The following is a 15841-nucleotide window of genomic DNA, read 5'->3' as shown; positions in this document are numbered from 1 at the left end:
AGCCATATTCAATAGTCGCAAAACAAAATCCACCTAAACAATTGTTTGGTGGATTAGTTGGTTAATTTAAGTGGATCCGAGCAGAGTCGAACTGCTGTCCAAATTGGGTATTGACCCCCCGCTCATTCACAGGTTTAGCCTTTCTGACCCTCAAGGCGGGAATCGTTCATTATCCCGAACGTAGGATGCTCTGATTAAGTCTTAGCCAGCAAGCCAACCAGAGAACACCTGCTGGAGCATCCGTTGGGGTTGGTCTCTAGCCCTTAACGGAGTCAGACTAAAGACGCTCGAACCTATAAGAGGCTGTTAGGCAGCTACTAGAGCATCCTTACGAGCAAATTTTACGATGTTATTCGCATTTACTTTTTTTTGAGCCTGATATTTGCGAGAGAAGACTCACTCTCGACCTGAGTCACAGAGTAGCGTTCGCCAACCTGTCGAAACCGTTACGGACCCATTTGCTTTATATCTTTATTATAATTCGCGGTGAGGAAAATGTGTTACAAGATGACAAAGAAATCTTAAACTCTCATTCTGTACCTTTAACTGTTATGAGTCAGACTACAGGCAAAGTTCGCTGGACAATTCAAGATGTTGCAGCGTTACCTGATAACGAATGGATTCGGTATGAAATTATTGACGGAGAGTTATTTGTGACGCGATCGCCCCACCACAAACATCAGCATATAATAGGATGTATTTTTTCCGTACTCAACACTTGGTCTTTAGAAAGTGGTTTGGGTGAACCATCCATTATGCCAGGACTGATTTTTTCGGACTCTGATAATGTAGCGCCTGATGTGGTGTGGGTGAGTTATCAACGGTTAGCACAAATTCAAGATGAAGCTGGTCATTTTCGTGGTGCGCCAGAATTAGTAGTAGAAGTGCTATCGCCGGGAAAAGCCAATGAAGACCGCGATCGCTTGGCTAAGTTAAAACTGTATTCGGTTCAGGGAGTGCGGGAATATTGGATTGTCGATCGCATTACTCAAAGAATTGAAGTTTATCGCCGAGATAATGCTCAGTTAAAACTAGTTAATACATTACTCATCAATGATGTGATTACCTCACCGTTATTGCCTAACTTTGTTTGTGAAGTAGCAAGGCTGTTTGTGTCACGAGGTTAGGAACAATTATTGAGTCTTTCTTTAGGTGCTAGAAAACAAAGCCAGATTCAAGATAAATTGTTATAAAATCTTGATAAACTCGCGCTACTGTGGATATTTCCATTTTTGTACAAACATTTATTGCGGTGTTTGTCCTAGCAGATGCTGTCGGCAATATACCAATAGTTTTAGCTTTAACCAAGGGTATGGAACCAGAAGACAGAAATAAAGTGATTGATAAAGGAAGTATTGTAGCGATCGCAGTACTGTTGTTGTTTGCCTTTTCTGGTCAATACATTTTAAGCTATCTCGAAATTAGTATGGCATCTTTGCGGGTAGCGGGCGGGTTATTGCTGCTGTTGATTGCTTTACAAATGTTGCGGGGAGAACTCGAAACACCCATTCACGAAGCAGGACGGGATATTTCTATTACACCCCTAGCTTTGCCATTATTAGCCGGGCCAGGTACACTGACAACTGTAATGCTATTAATGTCAAAATCCCACAGTCCCCATTTGGGTGTAGTGTTGGGTATTGTTGTGGCGATGTTTGTCACCTGGTTGATTTTGCGCTTGGCAAACCAAATTGATAAATTAATTGGTGTGGAAGGTACAGTAATTGTCACCCAGCTATTAGGTTTTTTATTAGCAGCTTTGGCAATAGAAATTGGCAGTACAGGCATTAAAGAGTTATTTCTCCACTAACATCTGAAGTATTAAGGGCAGGACTTACGCAGAATCATGAAAAAACGTAGACGCGCAAGCGGCTTCCCGTTCGCCGTCAGGCGTTCCCGAAGGGTAGGGTACCGCAAAGGGCGCAAAGGACACGAAGTTAAGAGGATTCGAGAGGGTTTTTGCGTAAGTCCTAAAGGGTTTTGTATGTGTAGCCACGACTTCAGTTCCTGGGTGCAAGATGTGAATATAAGAGTGTAGTCCAGGTGTTGATTCTGACTCCTGAATTCTGACTTCTTATTCAACCCCATAATCTTCTACCCGCTTTACCTTGTAATTTTTCATGAGCATCATTTAATAAAGCTGGAATATCTAAGTTTTCAGGACATCTCGGTAAACAATCACCACATTCTGTACAGCGATTAGCTTTCATACCGGGGAACCAATGACCAGCATTTTCAAACATTCCATAACGATACTGCCCGTAATCTGTCATATTGTATGCCACTGCTAAATTACGTAACCGCAATACCTCTGGAATATTGATATTTTCTGGACAAGGTAAACAAGCATAGCATTGACTACATTTATCAGCCCCTAAAATATTTTTTTGATGATTTTCTAAGCGTTGAAAAATCGAAATTTCTGCTGATGTTAATTCATTATTTCTATCAGCAACTTGTAAAGGTGCGATTAATTCTTCTGGCTTGGCTGCGCCAACACTCAAAGTTGTAATCCGGCTATCACTCAGCAAAAATCGATAATTTAATTCTAATGGTGAATAGGGCTGACATAAATCTTTGAGGGTTTGGGGTGGTGTGTAGAGTTTTCCACCTTTGTCAGCCGGGGAAATAATAAATACGCCCATATCTTTTTTTACAGCTAACTCAATTGCTGGGGCGTGACGTTGAAAAAAATAGTAATAATGCAGGTTGACAAATTCAAATAAATCTGTACTGATTGCTGCTTGAATTAGCTCTAAGGCTGCGTGGGTGGAAAAGCCAACGTGTCGCACTCGACCATCTGCAATTGCTTCTTGGACAGCTTGCATACAACCACCTTTGGCTTGCACCCACTGTAAATGCTCCCAAGTATTTAAACCGTGAATTCCTAAACAATCCAAATAATCTAGATGTAGTCGCGCTAGAGATTCATCAATGTACCGCCGCATACTATCAGCATCGGCTGTTGGGGGAATTTTCGTGGTGATGTACAGTTGGGAACGCGGTACAGACAACCCATTTTGCATCGCTTGGCCAAGATACTCCTCACTTTTGCCATAACCTCTGGCTGTTTCTATATGATTAATTCCTAGAGCTAAGGCTTGAGCGATTGTTTTCTGAGCATTTTCAGCATCAGCCAAATAGCGCATTGTCCCTAAAGAAAAAACCGAGAGGTAGAGATTTGTTTTGCCAAAGCGACGGTATTGCATGAGTTCCAGTGACCAAAATTGAGTACTAAATTCTGAGTATAAATACAATTAAGAGCAGTTACACTGAGAATGAAGTGTGAAAAAGAAAGCAGGAGAATTATCAGAATAAAATTCAGGAGTCAGGAGTCAGAAGTCAGAATAAAACTTTCTGCAATTCTGGATTTTTCTTTAATTCTTGAACTCTTTCTTTCTCAGCACTCCGCACTCATTAATTAGCACTTTCTTTAGCTATCGCCATTACCGAAACGCTTAATCAAATCTTCAGGACGGAGATTGGAGATAAATTCACGAAACGCTTCTTGTTCTGCTTCATCCGCATCACGATCTACGGGAATTGAGGCATCAGCAACTACTTCTTCCATAACCCAAATAGGCGTATTTGTACGGAGGGCTATGGCGATCGCATCACTGGGACGTGCATCAATTTCTTTTTTGACTTCGCCTTGCTGCACAATCAAAGCTGCATAAAATGTGTCCTTCTGCAAGGAATGAATAATCACCTTTTCTAGAGTCATATTCCACGTCTCTAGAATATTTACCATTAAGTCATGAGTTAACGGTCTGGGCGGCTTTTGATTCTCTAGCGCCCCCATAATTGCCCTAGCCTGTTCTTGACCAATATAAATTGGTAAAGCACGCCGATCTGACGCATCTTTTAACAGTACAATCGGGCTACGAGTTATGGCATCTAATGCTATGCCAGCGACTTTCATTTCAATCATTGGCGAAGCCTCTACAATTCTGGGAGAGCTTGATGTATTGGTAACATTTTATACCTTCTTGGGGTGTGTAAAGAGAAGAAGTAAACATAGGCAGGTTTTCTATAATTGCTTCTATTAAACTCCTAACTTGGTGTGAACACCAGAGTAAGTTAAAGGAGTCTACCTAGACAATAACCTTCTTAACCAAGTATGCCTTGAGAAAGAGGTGAATGTGTTATCAACCTTATAATAAAAACAGTCAGAAATTATACTTAAAATGTCTTGCATTCTTGTAAGAAATACCAGTTGATTTTCGGCAAAATTAGGCAATAAATAGAGTTAGTTTCACAGAACAGCCGTGTTTACAGGATTAGTCCAAAGTTTAGGAACAATCAAACCCCTAGGGGGCGATTCTTGGCAAATTACTTGTGTGAGTCAGTCATCTAATGTAATTATGCAGGATTTAGCTTACGGTGACAGCGTGGCTGTAGATGGGGTTTGCTTGACTGTTGAAGAAATTTTAAAAGATGGGTTTATAGCCACAGCTTCTCCAGAAACGCTGCGCCGCACTACATTAGGTCTAGAAGAAACAAAACAAAGTTATGTGAATTTAGAAGCTTCGCTGCGCGTGGGTAGTAAAGTCGGCGGTCATTTTGTCATGGGTCATGTAGACGGAGTAGGTCGATTACTTACAGCCCAACAGACGGCGACTTCTTGGGAAATGACATTTACTGCACCTGAAGCGATCGCGCGGTATATTGTCCCTAAAGGCAGCATTGCGGTCAATGGCATCAGTCTCACGGTAGCCGCCTACGAACCAGAACTGTCGCAATTTACTGTGGCTGTGATTCCCCTCACCTACGCTGACACCAATCTCAGCTATCTTGTCCCTGGCAGTTGGGTAAATTTAGAAGGGGATATTCTCGGCAAATACGTGGAAAAATTTCTTTACCCTGGCAAAAAACAGTCAACATCATCCGATGAGACTGGATTTAATGAAATTACCCCGACATTTTTAGCAGAACACGGATATTTGTAAAAAGTAAAAGTAAAAAGGCAAAAGTAAAAAGAAAAATCTTTTGCCTTTTACTTTTTACTTTTTAACTTCCTGAGTCGCCACCCACTTGGGCTGTGCGAATGGAGTTTAACAACTGACTCAGACCTGCTTGTAACTGACCGTTGGGGTCAACAGCCACCCATCCATCCTGGGTCAATTGACGCGCTTCAAAGTGCAAGTGTGGCCCTGTAGAGTTGCCTGTACTACCTACTCTGCCAATCACCATTCCTGCTTCTACCTCTTGACCAGGTTGGACAAAGATTTCGGACATGTGACCGTAAAGAGTTTGTTGGGCAGAATTATGATTCAAAATCACTGTCAAGCCATAACCACCAACCCAACCAGCTGTCTCTACTTGACCTTTAGCCGCCGCCAAAATTGGTGTACCCATCGGCGCACCTAAATCTGTACCCGCATGGAAACGACGATTACCCGTAATTGGGTGAATTCGCCAACCAAACAACGATGTAATTGTGGCTGGAACAGATAAGGGATAGCTGATACCTGTACCACCACGATAGGCAATGGTATTTGTAAAGGGAATTTGGGGCAGAACGGAGGCTAAAGGAATATCGTAAGCCACAGTACTGACACGGGGTGCTAAGTTTCCTTCGATTGTTGGTGGAGGTAAAGCACCGGCGCTGGGTGCAACGGGTGTGGCGCTAACTTTGGTTGCACCAAAATCGCTGGGATTGGGGATAAAGCGATTGGGACTAAAGGCTGTCTTGACTTCACCACTAGAAGCAACACGAGTTGTAGGGGTTTTACCAGTACTATTGATAGGCCGCGCTAAGGGAACAGTAGCTAACTGAGCATTTTGACTTTTTTTCAGCCAAGTGGGGGCAGGTTTGCTTTCAGAGTTAGCGACACGCTGATTACCAACAGGTTGAGCTTGGTTACAAAAACCGAGGGATATAGCTTGTCCAGATGGCAAAATTGTGCGGCAACCACTAGAACGTTCTGTGATGATTACAGAATTGGGTGCTTGATAAGTATTTGTCGCCTCAGTGCCGTAATTGTTGGAGTCAATGTAGGCGTTGTTAGAATCTTTAACTTTTCCAGTTGTGGCTTCAACTGTGCTGTTAGAGTTATTAACCGGTTGAGCAACTTTGGGAAGTTTTTCTGGTACAGTGCGCGGCGCTACTGGTTTAACTACCTCTTCTCTGGCACTGGCGCTTGGTTGAGTAACCTCCAGCTTGGGTTTAGCGGTGCGGACACTGGATGGTTTTGGCTGTGCAGTTGGTGTTGGGGTACGTTCCTGCCGAGTTGTAAAAACTGGCTCAACGGCTGCTTCAGCTTGCGGTTTTGACTTTCTAACAGGCTCTTTGGATTGTGCAACCTCTGGTTTGCGGAGTCTTTGGTTGAGGTTAGCTCGTCTTTGGGAAAATTCCGACTGCGCCTTGGGGGCTGCTGGGATAACAATATCTTTTTTGATGAAATTTGTTTTACCTGTTGGTTGGGAATTTTCTACAGGAACAATGTTATCGATGGATGTTTCTGTTTGGGCAAAAACGAAGCCACCACTAAGCAAGCTAACGCTACTTAGTAAACAGAGACTCTGGGCTGGCAGGGTAGATACAAAACGTTTTTTGGTCATACCTTGCTGGTTCGAGCCTTGGGAGGGATTATGGGCAGATGTATTGCGCTGCGTCATTGGTTCTCTCAGTTATTTTAAATTTGCCTCAAGAGATGATGCCAGTGGTTTGTCTTGCCCAAAGAGCTAAATTCATAACAAACCTATAATGGGACAGAAGATTTACGGTATCCCAGACTGATTGTACCGGGTTCAATATAAAGTTCTGTTGTTTTTATGTCTGTTGTATCATAAGTTTCCAGAGAAATACGTAATTCACCCTGAGAAGTAACGCCGACTACAGTGCCTGCCAAATCATTAATACATACTTTGTCACCCACATTGGTGAGTAATTCCAAATAGCGAGACAAGAGTATATTTATTCCTTCTTTAACAAGGCATTTCATACCGGACTCTATCCCCCGTAAAACGATGGAAGTGAGAGTTTCCAGACAAGAAATCGGTTTGGTAGCGTAGCAGGCTTGCCACATTTCGAGGTTAATTCCCGTTTCGGGTACTGGGTTTGTCCAGTTAATGCCAACTCCAATTACTGCTTGATGAATATAGCCATGATTGATTTTGGTTTCTGTTAAAATGCCGCCTAATTTACGACCATTTAAAACTAGGTCATTAGGCCATTTAATTCCCACATCCACGCCATAACAGCGCAGTTGGTTAGCTATACCCCAAGCACTAGCTAAAGTTAGTTGATAACTGGCACTAGCTTCTAGTTTAGGGGCGATCGCCACTGAAAGGTATAGCCCACCAGGGTGAGAAATCCATTGTCGTCCCCATTGTCCTCTACCTGCGGTTTGTTGTTGGGCAATTACCACAGACCAAGATTCTGCCCCCTGCGCTAACAAATTCCACAAGGTTTGATTAGTGGAAGCAAGATGATCAAAAATATGTAGCGAAAATGATGAATTTTCCCCGTTTCTTCCTGCTTGCAATGCTAATTCTAACTTTTGTCGATCAAATTCCACAGACATGAACCGCAAATACCGTTGTTCAAGTTAACATTAATTGGCTGATTTTGATAAAAGGGAATAGGGAGTAGGGAGTAGAAAAATTTTTAATGCCCAATACCCAAAACCTCATACTCAATACCCTTTATTTTTGGTTAGGTTCAAGATGCACACTTGGCACTGGCGCAATTGGGAAGGACTGCCATACCTTACCTGTAGTCTTTTAGCAAATTGGCAACACGGCTTTTTTACTCACCAGTTCTGGCCGCGATCGCCCCAAGATTTAACTCCCGTTCTGCACTCAGAAGCATCGGTGTATCGTTTAAAACAAGTACATGGCAATACAGTTCTCACGCCCCAAGAAGTTGATTCCCAAGTCAGGGAAATTACAGGCGATGAGGAATCTGCTTTTGCCTTAGCTGATGGTTTAATTACCGAACAACCTTTACAGGCAATTTGGGTAGCCAGTGCAGACTGTACACCTGTATTAATTGGGGATGTGCGAACTGGACAGGTAGCTGCATTACACGCGGGTTGGCGAGGGACGGCGGCGAAGATTGTCCCCCAAGCGATCGCACGATTACAAGCCCAAGGCAGCAAAATAGCAGACTTAAGAGTTGCCCTTGGCCCGGCGATCGCTGGTGAAGTTTATCAAGTATCGGTTGAGGTAGCTGCGGAAATTGGAGCCAGTATTATATCACAGAATGACAACCAAAAAATTGTTCAGGCGTTACATGAATTACCCAATTCTCCCTTATTAGCTGACCCAGAACCAGGAAAAGTGAGAGTTGATGTGCGGCGGGTAAATACTTTGCAGTTAGAAAATTTAGGCATTAGTGCCGAACAAATTGCGATCGCCCCTTATTGTACATACCAAACTCCTGAACATTTCTTTTCCTACCGTCGTGAACAACAGAAAAAAGTCCAATGGTCAGGAATTGTGAGCGGGAAAACATAACTTTTAGGAGTGCTGAGTGAACCCCCATGACTAGCGTATGGTTCCCGACGCGAAGCACACTGGGTTGACTTTAGACTCTATGGGCTGAGTGCAATTCATTCTACTTTTTACTCAGCACTCAGACCTTTCATATTCTGTTGATTAAATAATCAAATTTTTACATGCTCTCTGTATGCTTTTGGTGTTATCCCCATAAACTTGCGAAAGACATTGGTAAAATGACTTTGGCTTTGAAAACCAACTTGTTCTGAAATTTGTTCGATTGTTTTTTCAGTTCCAGTTAAAAGTTTTTTTGCTTTAGTAATTCGGCAATTAATCACATATTGATGGGGTGCTTGACCTGTAGATTGTTTAAATAAGCGGGAAAAATGATACATACTCATCCCCACAACCGCAGCAATTTCCGTTAATGTCAAATCCCGTTCGAGGTTGTCATGGATGTATGAAACAGCTTGACGTAACTTTCTGGGCGAAAGACCTTTGTGATTCACCAACTGCGGGACTTTATTACTGGCGGCTGAGTGGTGTTTTAGTAGGTGAACACAGAGTGTAGTTTTGAGAGACTCAATATATAGTTGGCTACCGACACCACCTGATTCTAATTCTGACTTCAGTGCTAAAGCTATTTGCTGAATTAACGGTTCCGGTGCAGCAAAGTAGGGTGTTAACTCCACACCTTGTAAATCAACAGATTCTAAGATAATCTGATTGAAAAAAGTAGGGTCTAAACTCAGGAGTAGAAAATCAGTTTCCGATGTCCAACGGCAGACATGAGGGGTATTGGCGGGAATAATGGCGACATCACCATGAAAAATATTTTCTTGCTGAAAGCGTCCGTCTAAAACTCGTTCTGTTTGGAGGAGATGATAGTCTAAGTTAATTGAGATAATATGTTGTTGGGGCGAATGTTCTGGGGTTTCATGGGCAGGCTGGTGATGAATGTCTAGACGAATACCATCCCATTTAGCATTGTAACTAGAATTTATATGCGATCGCGGCAAAATTTCTGCACAAGCATCTTCTTGAGTAAAATCAACTTTTAAAATTGTCTCTTCCAGCATCATCTTCACCGCAGAGATAAGAAATTTATGTGTAACGATATACTTAAAGCGTAATCCGAAAAAAGTGCTATTTAAATGAATTATTACGTAATATATGACGGAAATTGCAATCTCTGCGTTACCTTAGTGCAATTTTTAGAAACTTTAGACCAAGGTACGCTATTTCTTTATGCTTCCATGCAAGATGAACACACACTTACACAATGGGGCATCACATCCCAAGATTGTCAACAAGGAATGATATTGATTGATGCTAATTCCCCGGAACGGCGTTGGCAAGGTAGTGATGCGGCGGAAGAAATTGGCAAGTTATTACCGATGGGCAGTTTGTTTGTGGATGCTTACCGCGCTATACCGGGGATGAAATGGGCAGGCGATAGGTTTTACGAACAAATCCGCGACAATCGTTATACTCTGTTTGGCAAACGTGATACTACTTATCAGTCAACATACTGCGTGGATGGTGGCTGCAAAATTGGTAATGATTAGTGTATGCACAAGTTTTGACAGTCTACTTTAGGGGGTTGGTATGACAGTAAGTAAGCCAGATTTAGAAATCACATCCCAAACGACTGATATCGTAGATGATATTGTGGACTGGCAACCCCCTATGCCACCCACAGATTTAATATTTGATGATGGAGAACCTTTGGAGTCAAATCGCCACCGGATTGCCATGAATGTCTTGATTCGGTCATTGCAGCAAGCTTGGGCTGACCGAAATGACTTTTACACAGGTGGTAATATGTTCATCTACTACAGCAGTACCCAAGCACGTAACAATGATTTTCGCGGCCCAGATTTTTTTGCAGTGTTGAATGTTGATGGTACTATCCCCAGACAAGGTTGGGTTGTTTGGGAAGAAGACGGCCGTTACCCAGATGTCATTGTCGAATTAATGTCACCATCTACGGCGCGGGTTGATAAAGTGACCAAAAAAGCAATTTATCAACAAACCTTCCGCACCCCAGATTACTTTGTCTATGACCCCTTTGACCCAAATTCTTTACAAGGCTGGCATTTAGATGCTAATCAAAATTATCAGCCCCTGACAGCAAATGAACGCGACTGGCTATGGTGTCAGCGTTTAGGCTTATGGCTGGGGACTTGGGAAGGGACTGTAGATAGAGAAACAGCCATTTGGCTGCGGTTTTACGATACTGATGGTAATCTTGTCCCTTTGCCAGAAGAAGCCGCACAAGCTGAAGCTGAAACTGCCCAAGCCCAAGCTGAGGCTGCACAGGCACAAGCTGAGGCTGCACAGGCACAAGCTGAAGCTGCACAGGCACAAGCCCAAACTGCCCAAGCACGCGCTGAACGTTTAGCCGCCCGTTTACGAGAATTAGGCGAAGACCCTGATGCTTAGTTATAAGTGCTGAAAGTTATGAGTCTGAAGGCTAAAGAAGAGAATTTCACACTTCAGACTTCATACTTCACACTTCAGACTTCTCATTAAACAGTTCTAAAATCTGCCGACAAAATTGTTTTAGTTGTTCGCCAATTTGTGCAGAGGGGAGAGACTCACCCACAAAATTCCAGTTTTCCACTGTCGAAAGTCGCCACGCCTCGCCGCGATGATCAAATCCAGCTACTTCTATACCAATTGCCCGACGTAAGTTTGTTATCGGATCTTGATGAAAGCGAATTTGAGTCAAAACACTCCGACTCCGCCAGGATTTGCTGATTCCAGGAAAGTGAAAGCCAATGTCTATAGAATCTGGATCAACTAATTCTCTGGTTTCTGGGTCATTCTGCCAAGGTTTTAAATCCGATTTCGCGTCGGGAAACTGGAGTTTGAATAAATTCACTACCGTAGCAATCTTGCTGGCGAGTTCAAGGTTAGTTGCCTGTTCAGCTGCGTTCACGAAAAAACACTCCTAAATAGTTGAGTCAGCTAAGGGGAATGCGACGACAGAAAACCGCCAGAAGGCTTATCTTATTAGTGTTTCAGCTTATCAATACGTTTTAAATTTCGCAACTATAAAATTGCCTTTTCTTAACAATTGATTAAGTGTGAAGTATGAAATTTTTGCTATATGAGCAATTATACTTAAATAAATTAGAAAAGTGTTTGACGTTGGATTAGTCTGAAAAAAATCTGAGAATTTTCCGCAAAATCATCTACTTGCTAGAACGAGAAATTACCTTGGCGATCTAAAATTACACTGTTAGCTGGCAAACGTTAAAAAAAGTTAAGTTCAGTTTATGGCGCGTCAACGCTCGATTTTCTCAATCATTCTGGTATTATTGGCTACATTCTTGATAAGTTGTGGTGGCCCTGGGGTCGCATCTGCACCTCCAACTTATACAGCAGATCAAATTGCCCAAATTCAGGAATATGTGCCTGAAGTTCAGACTGTGCGCGATCGCGCAGCAGAACTCAAAAACCTCATCGAAAAAAATGAGTGGATTAAGGTGGGTAACTTTATTCATGGCCCAATGGCAGAAGCTAGGCTGACCATGACTTACATCACTCCCCATCTTTTACCCAAAGACCAAACTACAGCTCGTCAAATCACCAAGGATTTACTGACCCACTTGGTTAAAGTTGATCAAGCGGCTAGTAATGGCAATAGTCTAGTTGCCTTGAGTAACTACAAAGCTGCTTTTACAGATGTTGACAAATTCCTACAACTGTTACCTGAAGGTAGCAAACAAGCAGACTCTTAGTCATTCTTGAATGATAAGTTATGAGTTAGAAGAAAAAGGCTGAAGTCTGAAGTTTGAAGTCTGAAATGAAGAAACCTTTTGATTTTTGACTTTTGACTTTTAACTTCACGGCGGCTCTAACTCATAACTCCTCAATATCCAAGCAATGAGTCATGTAATTATTATCGGTTGTGGTGTCATTGGAGCCGCGATCGCCTATGAACTGAGTCAAGTAACAGGGTTGCAAATTACCGTTATTGACCAAAACCAACCCGCACAAGCTTCTACAGGTGCAGCCCTTGGGGTTTTGATGGGTGCTATTAGTCAAAAAATCAAGGGTAAAGCTTGGCGGCTAAGACAAACCAGCATTGAACGCTACGAAACCTTAATCCCCGAACTAGAAGCATTAACTGGGCGTAAAATCCCCTTCAATCGTCAGGGTATTCTTCATTTGTCTTGGGAAGAGGAAAATTTTGAGAATTGGGAAAAACTAGTAAAAATTCGCTCCTCCCAAGGTTGGAATCTGGAAATTTGGGACAGGGCGAAACTCAAGAGTATGTGTCCCCAAGTCCATAATGACAAAATTACTGGCGCAGTTTATTCACCTCAAGACCGTCAACTCGACCCCACAGCTTTAACCTTAGCTTTAGTAGCAGCCGCCCAACAAAAAGGCGTAACTTGCCAATTTGGTGTAAATGTTCTCAATATTTCACCAACATCAGTCGAAACGACAGCAGGAAAAATAAATGCTGATTGGGTGATAGTGGCGGCTGGACTTGGTTCTACACTTCTAACCGCCCAGTTAAACCAAAAAGTTGATATCCGCCCCGTTCTTGGACAAGCATTACAAGTACATTTAGCAAATCCAATTGGAAATCCTGAGTTTCAGCCGATGATTACCTGTAATGATGTGCATATTGTCCCGGTAGGTGGTGGAGATTATTGGATAGGCGCAACAGTGGAGTTTCCCACTGATGGCGGTGAAATCCCTCCTAATGATGAATTATTAGAGGAGGTTAAACAACAAGCGATCGCCTTTTGTCCAGAACTCGCCACAGCCACTATCACCCGCACCTGGTCTGGGTTACGCCCCCGCCCGGAAGGTCGCCCAGCCCCCATCATTGAAAAACTACCAGGATTTAACAATATCCTCCTCGCCACCGGACATTATCGTAACGGTGTGTTACTAGCCCCTGCAACAGCATCTGCGATTCGTGAGATGATTATTTGAGAATTCAGAAGTCAGGAGTCAGAATTCAGAAGAAAAACTGACTGCTGAATTCTCAGTTTTTATTAGGAAAGTAGCGTGGCTGTAACAGAAAATAAAGTAAAAATTGATTCTTTAGAGTGGTTTTATCGGGAAGCTGAACCGATTGGACAAAGTGATTTATTACCTGTAATTCTGCTGCATGGAATAGTTTCGCAAAGTTACAGTTGGCGTAATGTTCTGCCTGCTTTAGCTAGTCAAGGAACAAGAGCGATCGCACCAGATTGGATTGGCTATGGCTTTTCATCAATGCCAGAAAAACGCGATTTTGCCTACACACCCGACGCATTTATTACAGCTTTAGAAAAATTTATTCAAACTCTAAAAATCGAAAGATTTTCTTTAGTTGTCCAAGGTTTCTTAGGTTCTGTAGGCTTACAATATGCCTTACGTCATCCCGAACAAATTGCCAACATTGCTATTTTAAATGCCCCCATTTCCACCGATGCTAAATTACCTTGGAAAATTCAACAAATGGGTTTTCCACTAGCAGGTGAAATAATGACTCAAGACCCTTTATTAGTTGACCGTACTCTAGAAGGTGGTAGCCGTTATCGCATCGAAGATCAAGACTTAGATGTGTATCGCCGACCTTTTTTGAAAACATCTGCATCTGGTAGAGGATTACTATCAACAATTCGCAATTTACAACTCCCTCAAGCAACGGCGGAAATTGCATCTGGCTTTCAAAAATGGGAACAGCCAATATTAATTCAATGGGGGATGATTGACCCTTGGTTATCTGTAGACATAGCACAAAAATTTAGTGATTCCGTACCCAATGCAGAATTAATAAAACTTAATAACGTTGGACATTACGCGCAAGAACATTATCACCAGACAATTTTAGAAGATTTACTGCCCTTTGTCAGACGTGTAGATAATTAGGCAGAAATAAATTTTGGCAAAATCGATATTATAAAAAGTGAAACCATAGATAAACACAGGTAAATTATCTGTGTTTAATAAATAGCTCATTAGATGATTCAGCACAGTTTCTAATGCTATCGTAAGCAAATATAGAGATTTTTCTGATAACTTACGAATGTATTATATCCACCTTAATGGAGATGAGAATTCATGGCTTATTCTTGGTTTAAAGCATTTCATATTATTGGCATTGTAGTTTGGTTTGCTGGACTATTTTATCTGGTGCGTTTGTTTATCTACCACGTTGAAGCTGAACAAGAACCAGAACCAGCACGCACGATACTGAAAAAGCAGTATCAAATTATGGAATTACGTCTTTATCGCATTATCACTACTCCGGGAATGTTAGTTACAGTAGCGATGGCGATCGGTTTAGTGAGTACCGAACCAGAAGTCTTAAAACAGGGTTGGCTACACTTCAAACTACTATTTGTCGCAATTTTATTGGCTTATCATCATTACTGCGGTCGCTTAATGAAAAAGTTAGCCAATAATGAATGTCGTTGGACTGGTCAACAGTTACGTGCTTTAAACGAAGCGCCTACAGTTATGTTGGTGGTGATTGTTTTATTAGCTGTGTTTAAAAACAATCTACCCACAGACATCACCGCTTGGGGAATTTTAGGCTTGATTATTTTTATGGCGGTGACTATTCAGCTATACGCCAAAAAACGCAAACGTGATAAAGAACAATTAATGGCGCAAATCAACCAAGTTCCTCAAGAACAAAGTTAGACAAAAACGCCTGGGATATCTTACATTAAGAAATGTTAAAAAATTTATTTGATATCTCAGGCGTAAATCAATGTCAGCAAAAGATTTAGGTAAACCCCGTCCATTGTGGCGAGTAATTTTCTTGTCTGTGATTACCGGGATGCTGTATTACGGCTGGTACAAGTGGATTATTCAAGAAGAATTACGGCGTTATAACGGCTTTGGTTGGTCAGGAACCCTGAGTTTAGCACCCTTTGTTTTCGGAGTCGCCATTCCCCAAGCTTTACGTATCTTTGATCCTGACGTACCTGGGTGGTTCGGGTGGTTTTCGCTGCTGGGTATTGTGTGGATTTATATTGTGCAGTTTAAGTTATATAAAACTGTGAATGAACTGTACCGCCAAGCAGGTTTAAAAGAACCTTTAGTAGTTTGGTGGCTATTTATCCCTGGATTGAATTTAATTGTTGGTTTACGACAAATCCATTTTTTAAGCCAGTTTTGGGCAAAACAACAAGGTGTGACTGTTCCAGATTATATTGCTGAAAATATTCCTTTCCTTTCTGCCAACGCTTAATATAGGTAGGACTTACGCAGACTCTACGAATTCTTGGCGTTCTACCCTGCGGGAAGCCGCTTGCGCGTCTAATGCGACTTGGCGGTTCGATAAATTAAGCTTTTTGGCAATTTTTGCGTAAGTCCTGATAGGAATCTGATTTGATTTTTGGAATATACGTATGATTTGTTAGCGACAGCGTAA

At 42.1% G+C, this 15841-nt stretch carries 17 protein-coding genes and 1 other RNA gene; 11 read left to right on the top strand and 7 right to left on the bottom strand.

Features of this window, described 5'->3' with window-relative positions:
* Positions 1-68: 68 nt before the first annotated feature.
* Positions 69-456: a transfer-messenger RNA gene (gene ssrA / locus H6G74_RS20570) on the bottom strand.
* A 95-nt stretch (positions 457-551) separates the two neighbouring features.
* Here ssrA and H6G74_RS20565 point away from each other — a divergent pair.
* Positions 552-1127, top strand: coding sequence for a Uma2 family endonuclease (locus tag H6G74_RS20565; protein WP_190969467.1), 576 nt, complete (start codon positions 552-554; stop codon positions 1125-1127).
* 89 nt (positions 1128-1216) lie between these two features.
* Positions 1217-1810, top strand: coding sequence for a MarC family protein (locus H6G74_RS20560; RefSeq protein WP_190969433.1), 594 nt, complete (start codon positions 1217-1219; stop codon positions 1808-1810).
* 268 nt (positions 1811-2078) lie between these two features.
* On the opposite strand, the gene H6G74_RS20555 is transcribed toward H6G74_RS20560, so the two are convergent.
* Both H6G74_RS20555 and H6G74_RS20550 read right to left on the bottom strand, forming a co-directional pair.
* Positions 2079-3209: an aldo/keto reductase gene (locus tag H6G74_RS20555; RefSeq protein WP_190969432.1), complete on the bottom strand. Its 1131-nt coding sequence runs from the start codon at positions 3207-3209 to the stop codon at positions 2079-2081.
* A 224-nt stretch (positions 3210-3433) separates the two neighbouring features.
* Positions 3434-3931, bottom strand: a complete 498-nt coding sequence (locus H6G74_RS20550; protein WP_062294732.1) for a bifunctional nuclease family protein — start codon at positions 3929-3931, stop codon at positions 3434-3436.
* A 337-nt stretch (positions 3932-4268) separates the two neighbouring features.
* On the opposite strand from H6G74_RS20550, the gene H6G74_RS20545 reads away from it, so the two are divergent.
* A complete protein-coding gene (locus H6G74_RS20545; protein WP_190969431.1) occupies positions 4269-4949 on the top strand; it encodes a riboflavin synthase in 681 nt (226 codons plus the stop codon).
* Positions 4950-5010: 61 nt separating this feature from the next.
* Here H6G74_RS20545 and H6G74_RS20540 read toward each other — a convergent pair whose 3' ends face one another.
* Together H6G74_RS20540 and H6G74_RS20535 are read right to left on the bottom strand one after the other, a co-directional pair.
* Positions 5011-6621, bottom strand: a complete 1611-nt coding sequence (locus H6G74_RS20540) for a M23 family metallopeptidase (RefSeq protein ID WP_190969430.1) — start codon at positions 6619-6621, stop codon at positions 5011-5013.
* Positions 6622-6704: 83 nt separating this feature from the next.
* Complete coding sequence (locus H6G74_RS20535; RefSeq protein ID WP_190969429.1) at positions 6705-7529, bottom strand: biotin--[acetyl-CoA-carboxylase] ligase; 825 nt, start codon at positions 7527-7529, stop codon at positions 6705-6707.
* A gap of 142 nt (positions 7530-7671) precedes the next feature.
* On the opposite strand from H6G74_RS20535, the gene pgeF reads away from it, so the two are divergent.
* Positions 7672-8463, top strand: coding sequence for a peptidoglycan editing factor PgeF (gene pgeF / locus H6G74_RS20530; RefSeq protein ID WP_190969428.1), 792 nt, complete (start codon positions 7672-7674; stop codon positions 8461-8463).
* Positions 8464-8612: 149 nt separating this feature from the next.
* Here the strand turns inward: pgeF and H6G74_RS20525 are convergent, their stop codons facing one another.
* Positions 8613-9527, bottom strand: a complete 915-nt coding sequence (locus H6G74_RS20525) for a helix-turn-helix domain-containing protein (RefSeq protein WP_390849972.1) — start codon at positions 9525-9527, stop codon at positions 8613-8615.
* 72 nt (positions 9528-9599) lie between these two features.
* On the opposite strand from H6G74_RS20525, the gene H6G74_RS20520 reads away from it, so the two are divergent.
* Positions 9600-10013 carry a thiol-disulfide oxidoreductase DCC family protein gene (locus H6G74_RS20520; protein ID WP_190969427.1) on the top strand — a complete coding sequence of 138 codons (414 nt, stop codon included), beginning with the start codon at positions 9600-9602 and terminating at the stop codon, positions 10011-10013.
* A 40-nt stretch (positions 10014-10053) separates the two neighbouring features.
* Positions 10054-10890, top strand: a complete 837-nt coding sequence (locus H6G74_RS20515; RefSeq protein WP_190969426.1) for a Uma2 family endonuclease — start codon at positions 10054-10056, stop codon at positions 10888-10890.
* Positions 10891-10957: 67 nt separating this feature from the next.
* Here the strand turns inward: H6G74_RS20515 and H6G74_RS20510 are convergent, their stop codons facing one another.
* On the bottom strand, positions 10958-11389 hold the full coding sequence (locus tag H6G74_RS20510; RefSeq protein ID WP_190969425.1) for a hypothetical protein: 432 nt from the start codon (positions 11387-11389) through the stop codon (positions 10958-10960).
* A gap of 340 nt (positions 11390-11729) precedes the next feature.
* Here H6G74_RS20510 and psbQ point away from each other — a divergent pair, with 340 nt between their 5' ends.
* The 5 genes from psbQ to H6G74_RS20485 all read left to right on the top strand — a co-directional run bounded on the left by psbQ (position 11730) and on the right by H6G74_RS20485 (position 15658).
* Positions 11730-12194 carry a photosystem II protein PsbQ gene (gene psbQ, locus H6G74_RS20505; RefSeq protein WP_190969424.1) on the top strand — a complete coding sequence of 155 codons (465 nt, stop codon included), beginning with the start codon at positions 11730-11732 and terminating at the stop codon, positions 12192-12194.
* Between the two features lie 145 nt (positions 12195-12339).
* Positions 12340-13404: an NAD(P)/FAD-dependent oxidoreductase gene (locus H6G74_RS20500; protein ID WP_190969423.1), complete on the top strand. Its 1065-nt coding sequence runs from the start codon at positions 12340-12342 to the stop codon at positions 13402-13404.
* Positions 13405-13479: 75 nt separating this feature from the next.
* Complete coding sequence (locus H6G74_RS20495) at positions 13480-14328, top strand: alpha/beta fold hydrolase (protein ID WP_190969422.1); 849 nt, start codon at positions 13480-13482, stop codon at positions 14326-14328.
* A gap of 192 nt (positions 14329-14520) precedes the next feature.
* The gene (gene hemJ / locus H6G74_RS20490; RefSeq protein WP_190969421.1) at positions 14521-15105 is read left to right on the top strand and encodes a protoporphyrinogen oxidase HemJ; all 585 of its coding nucleotides are present in this window, start codon (positions 14521-14523) and stop codon (positions 15103-15105) included.
* A gap of 70 nt (positions 15106-15175) precedes the next feature.
* Complete coding sequence (locus tag H6G74_RS20485; protein WP_190969420.1) at positions 15176-15658, top strand: hypothetical protein; 483 nt, start codon at positions 15176-15178, stop codon at positions 15656-15658.
* Positions 15659-15841 lie beyond the last annotated feature (183 nt).

The sequence above is a fragment of the Nostoc spongiaeforme FACHB-130 genome (genome assembly GCF_014698475.1).
Lineage (GTDB): Bacteria > Cyanobacteriota > Cyanobacteriia > Cyanobacteriales > Nostocaceae > Nostoc_B > Nostoc_B spongiaeforme.
Note: the sequence above shows the minus strand (reverse complement) of the source record. Positions and strands in the feature narration are given on the sequence as shown.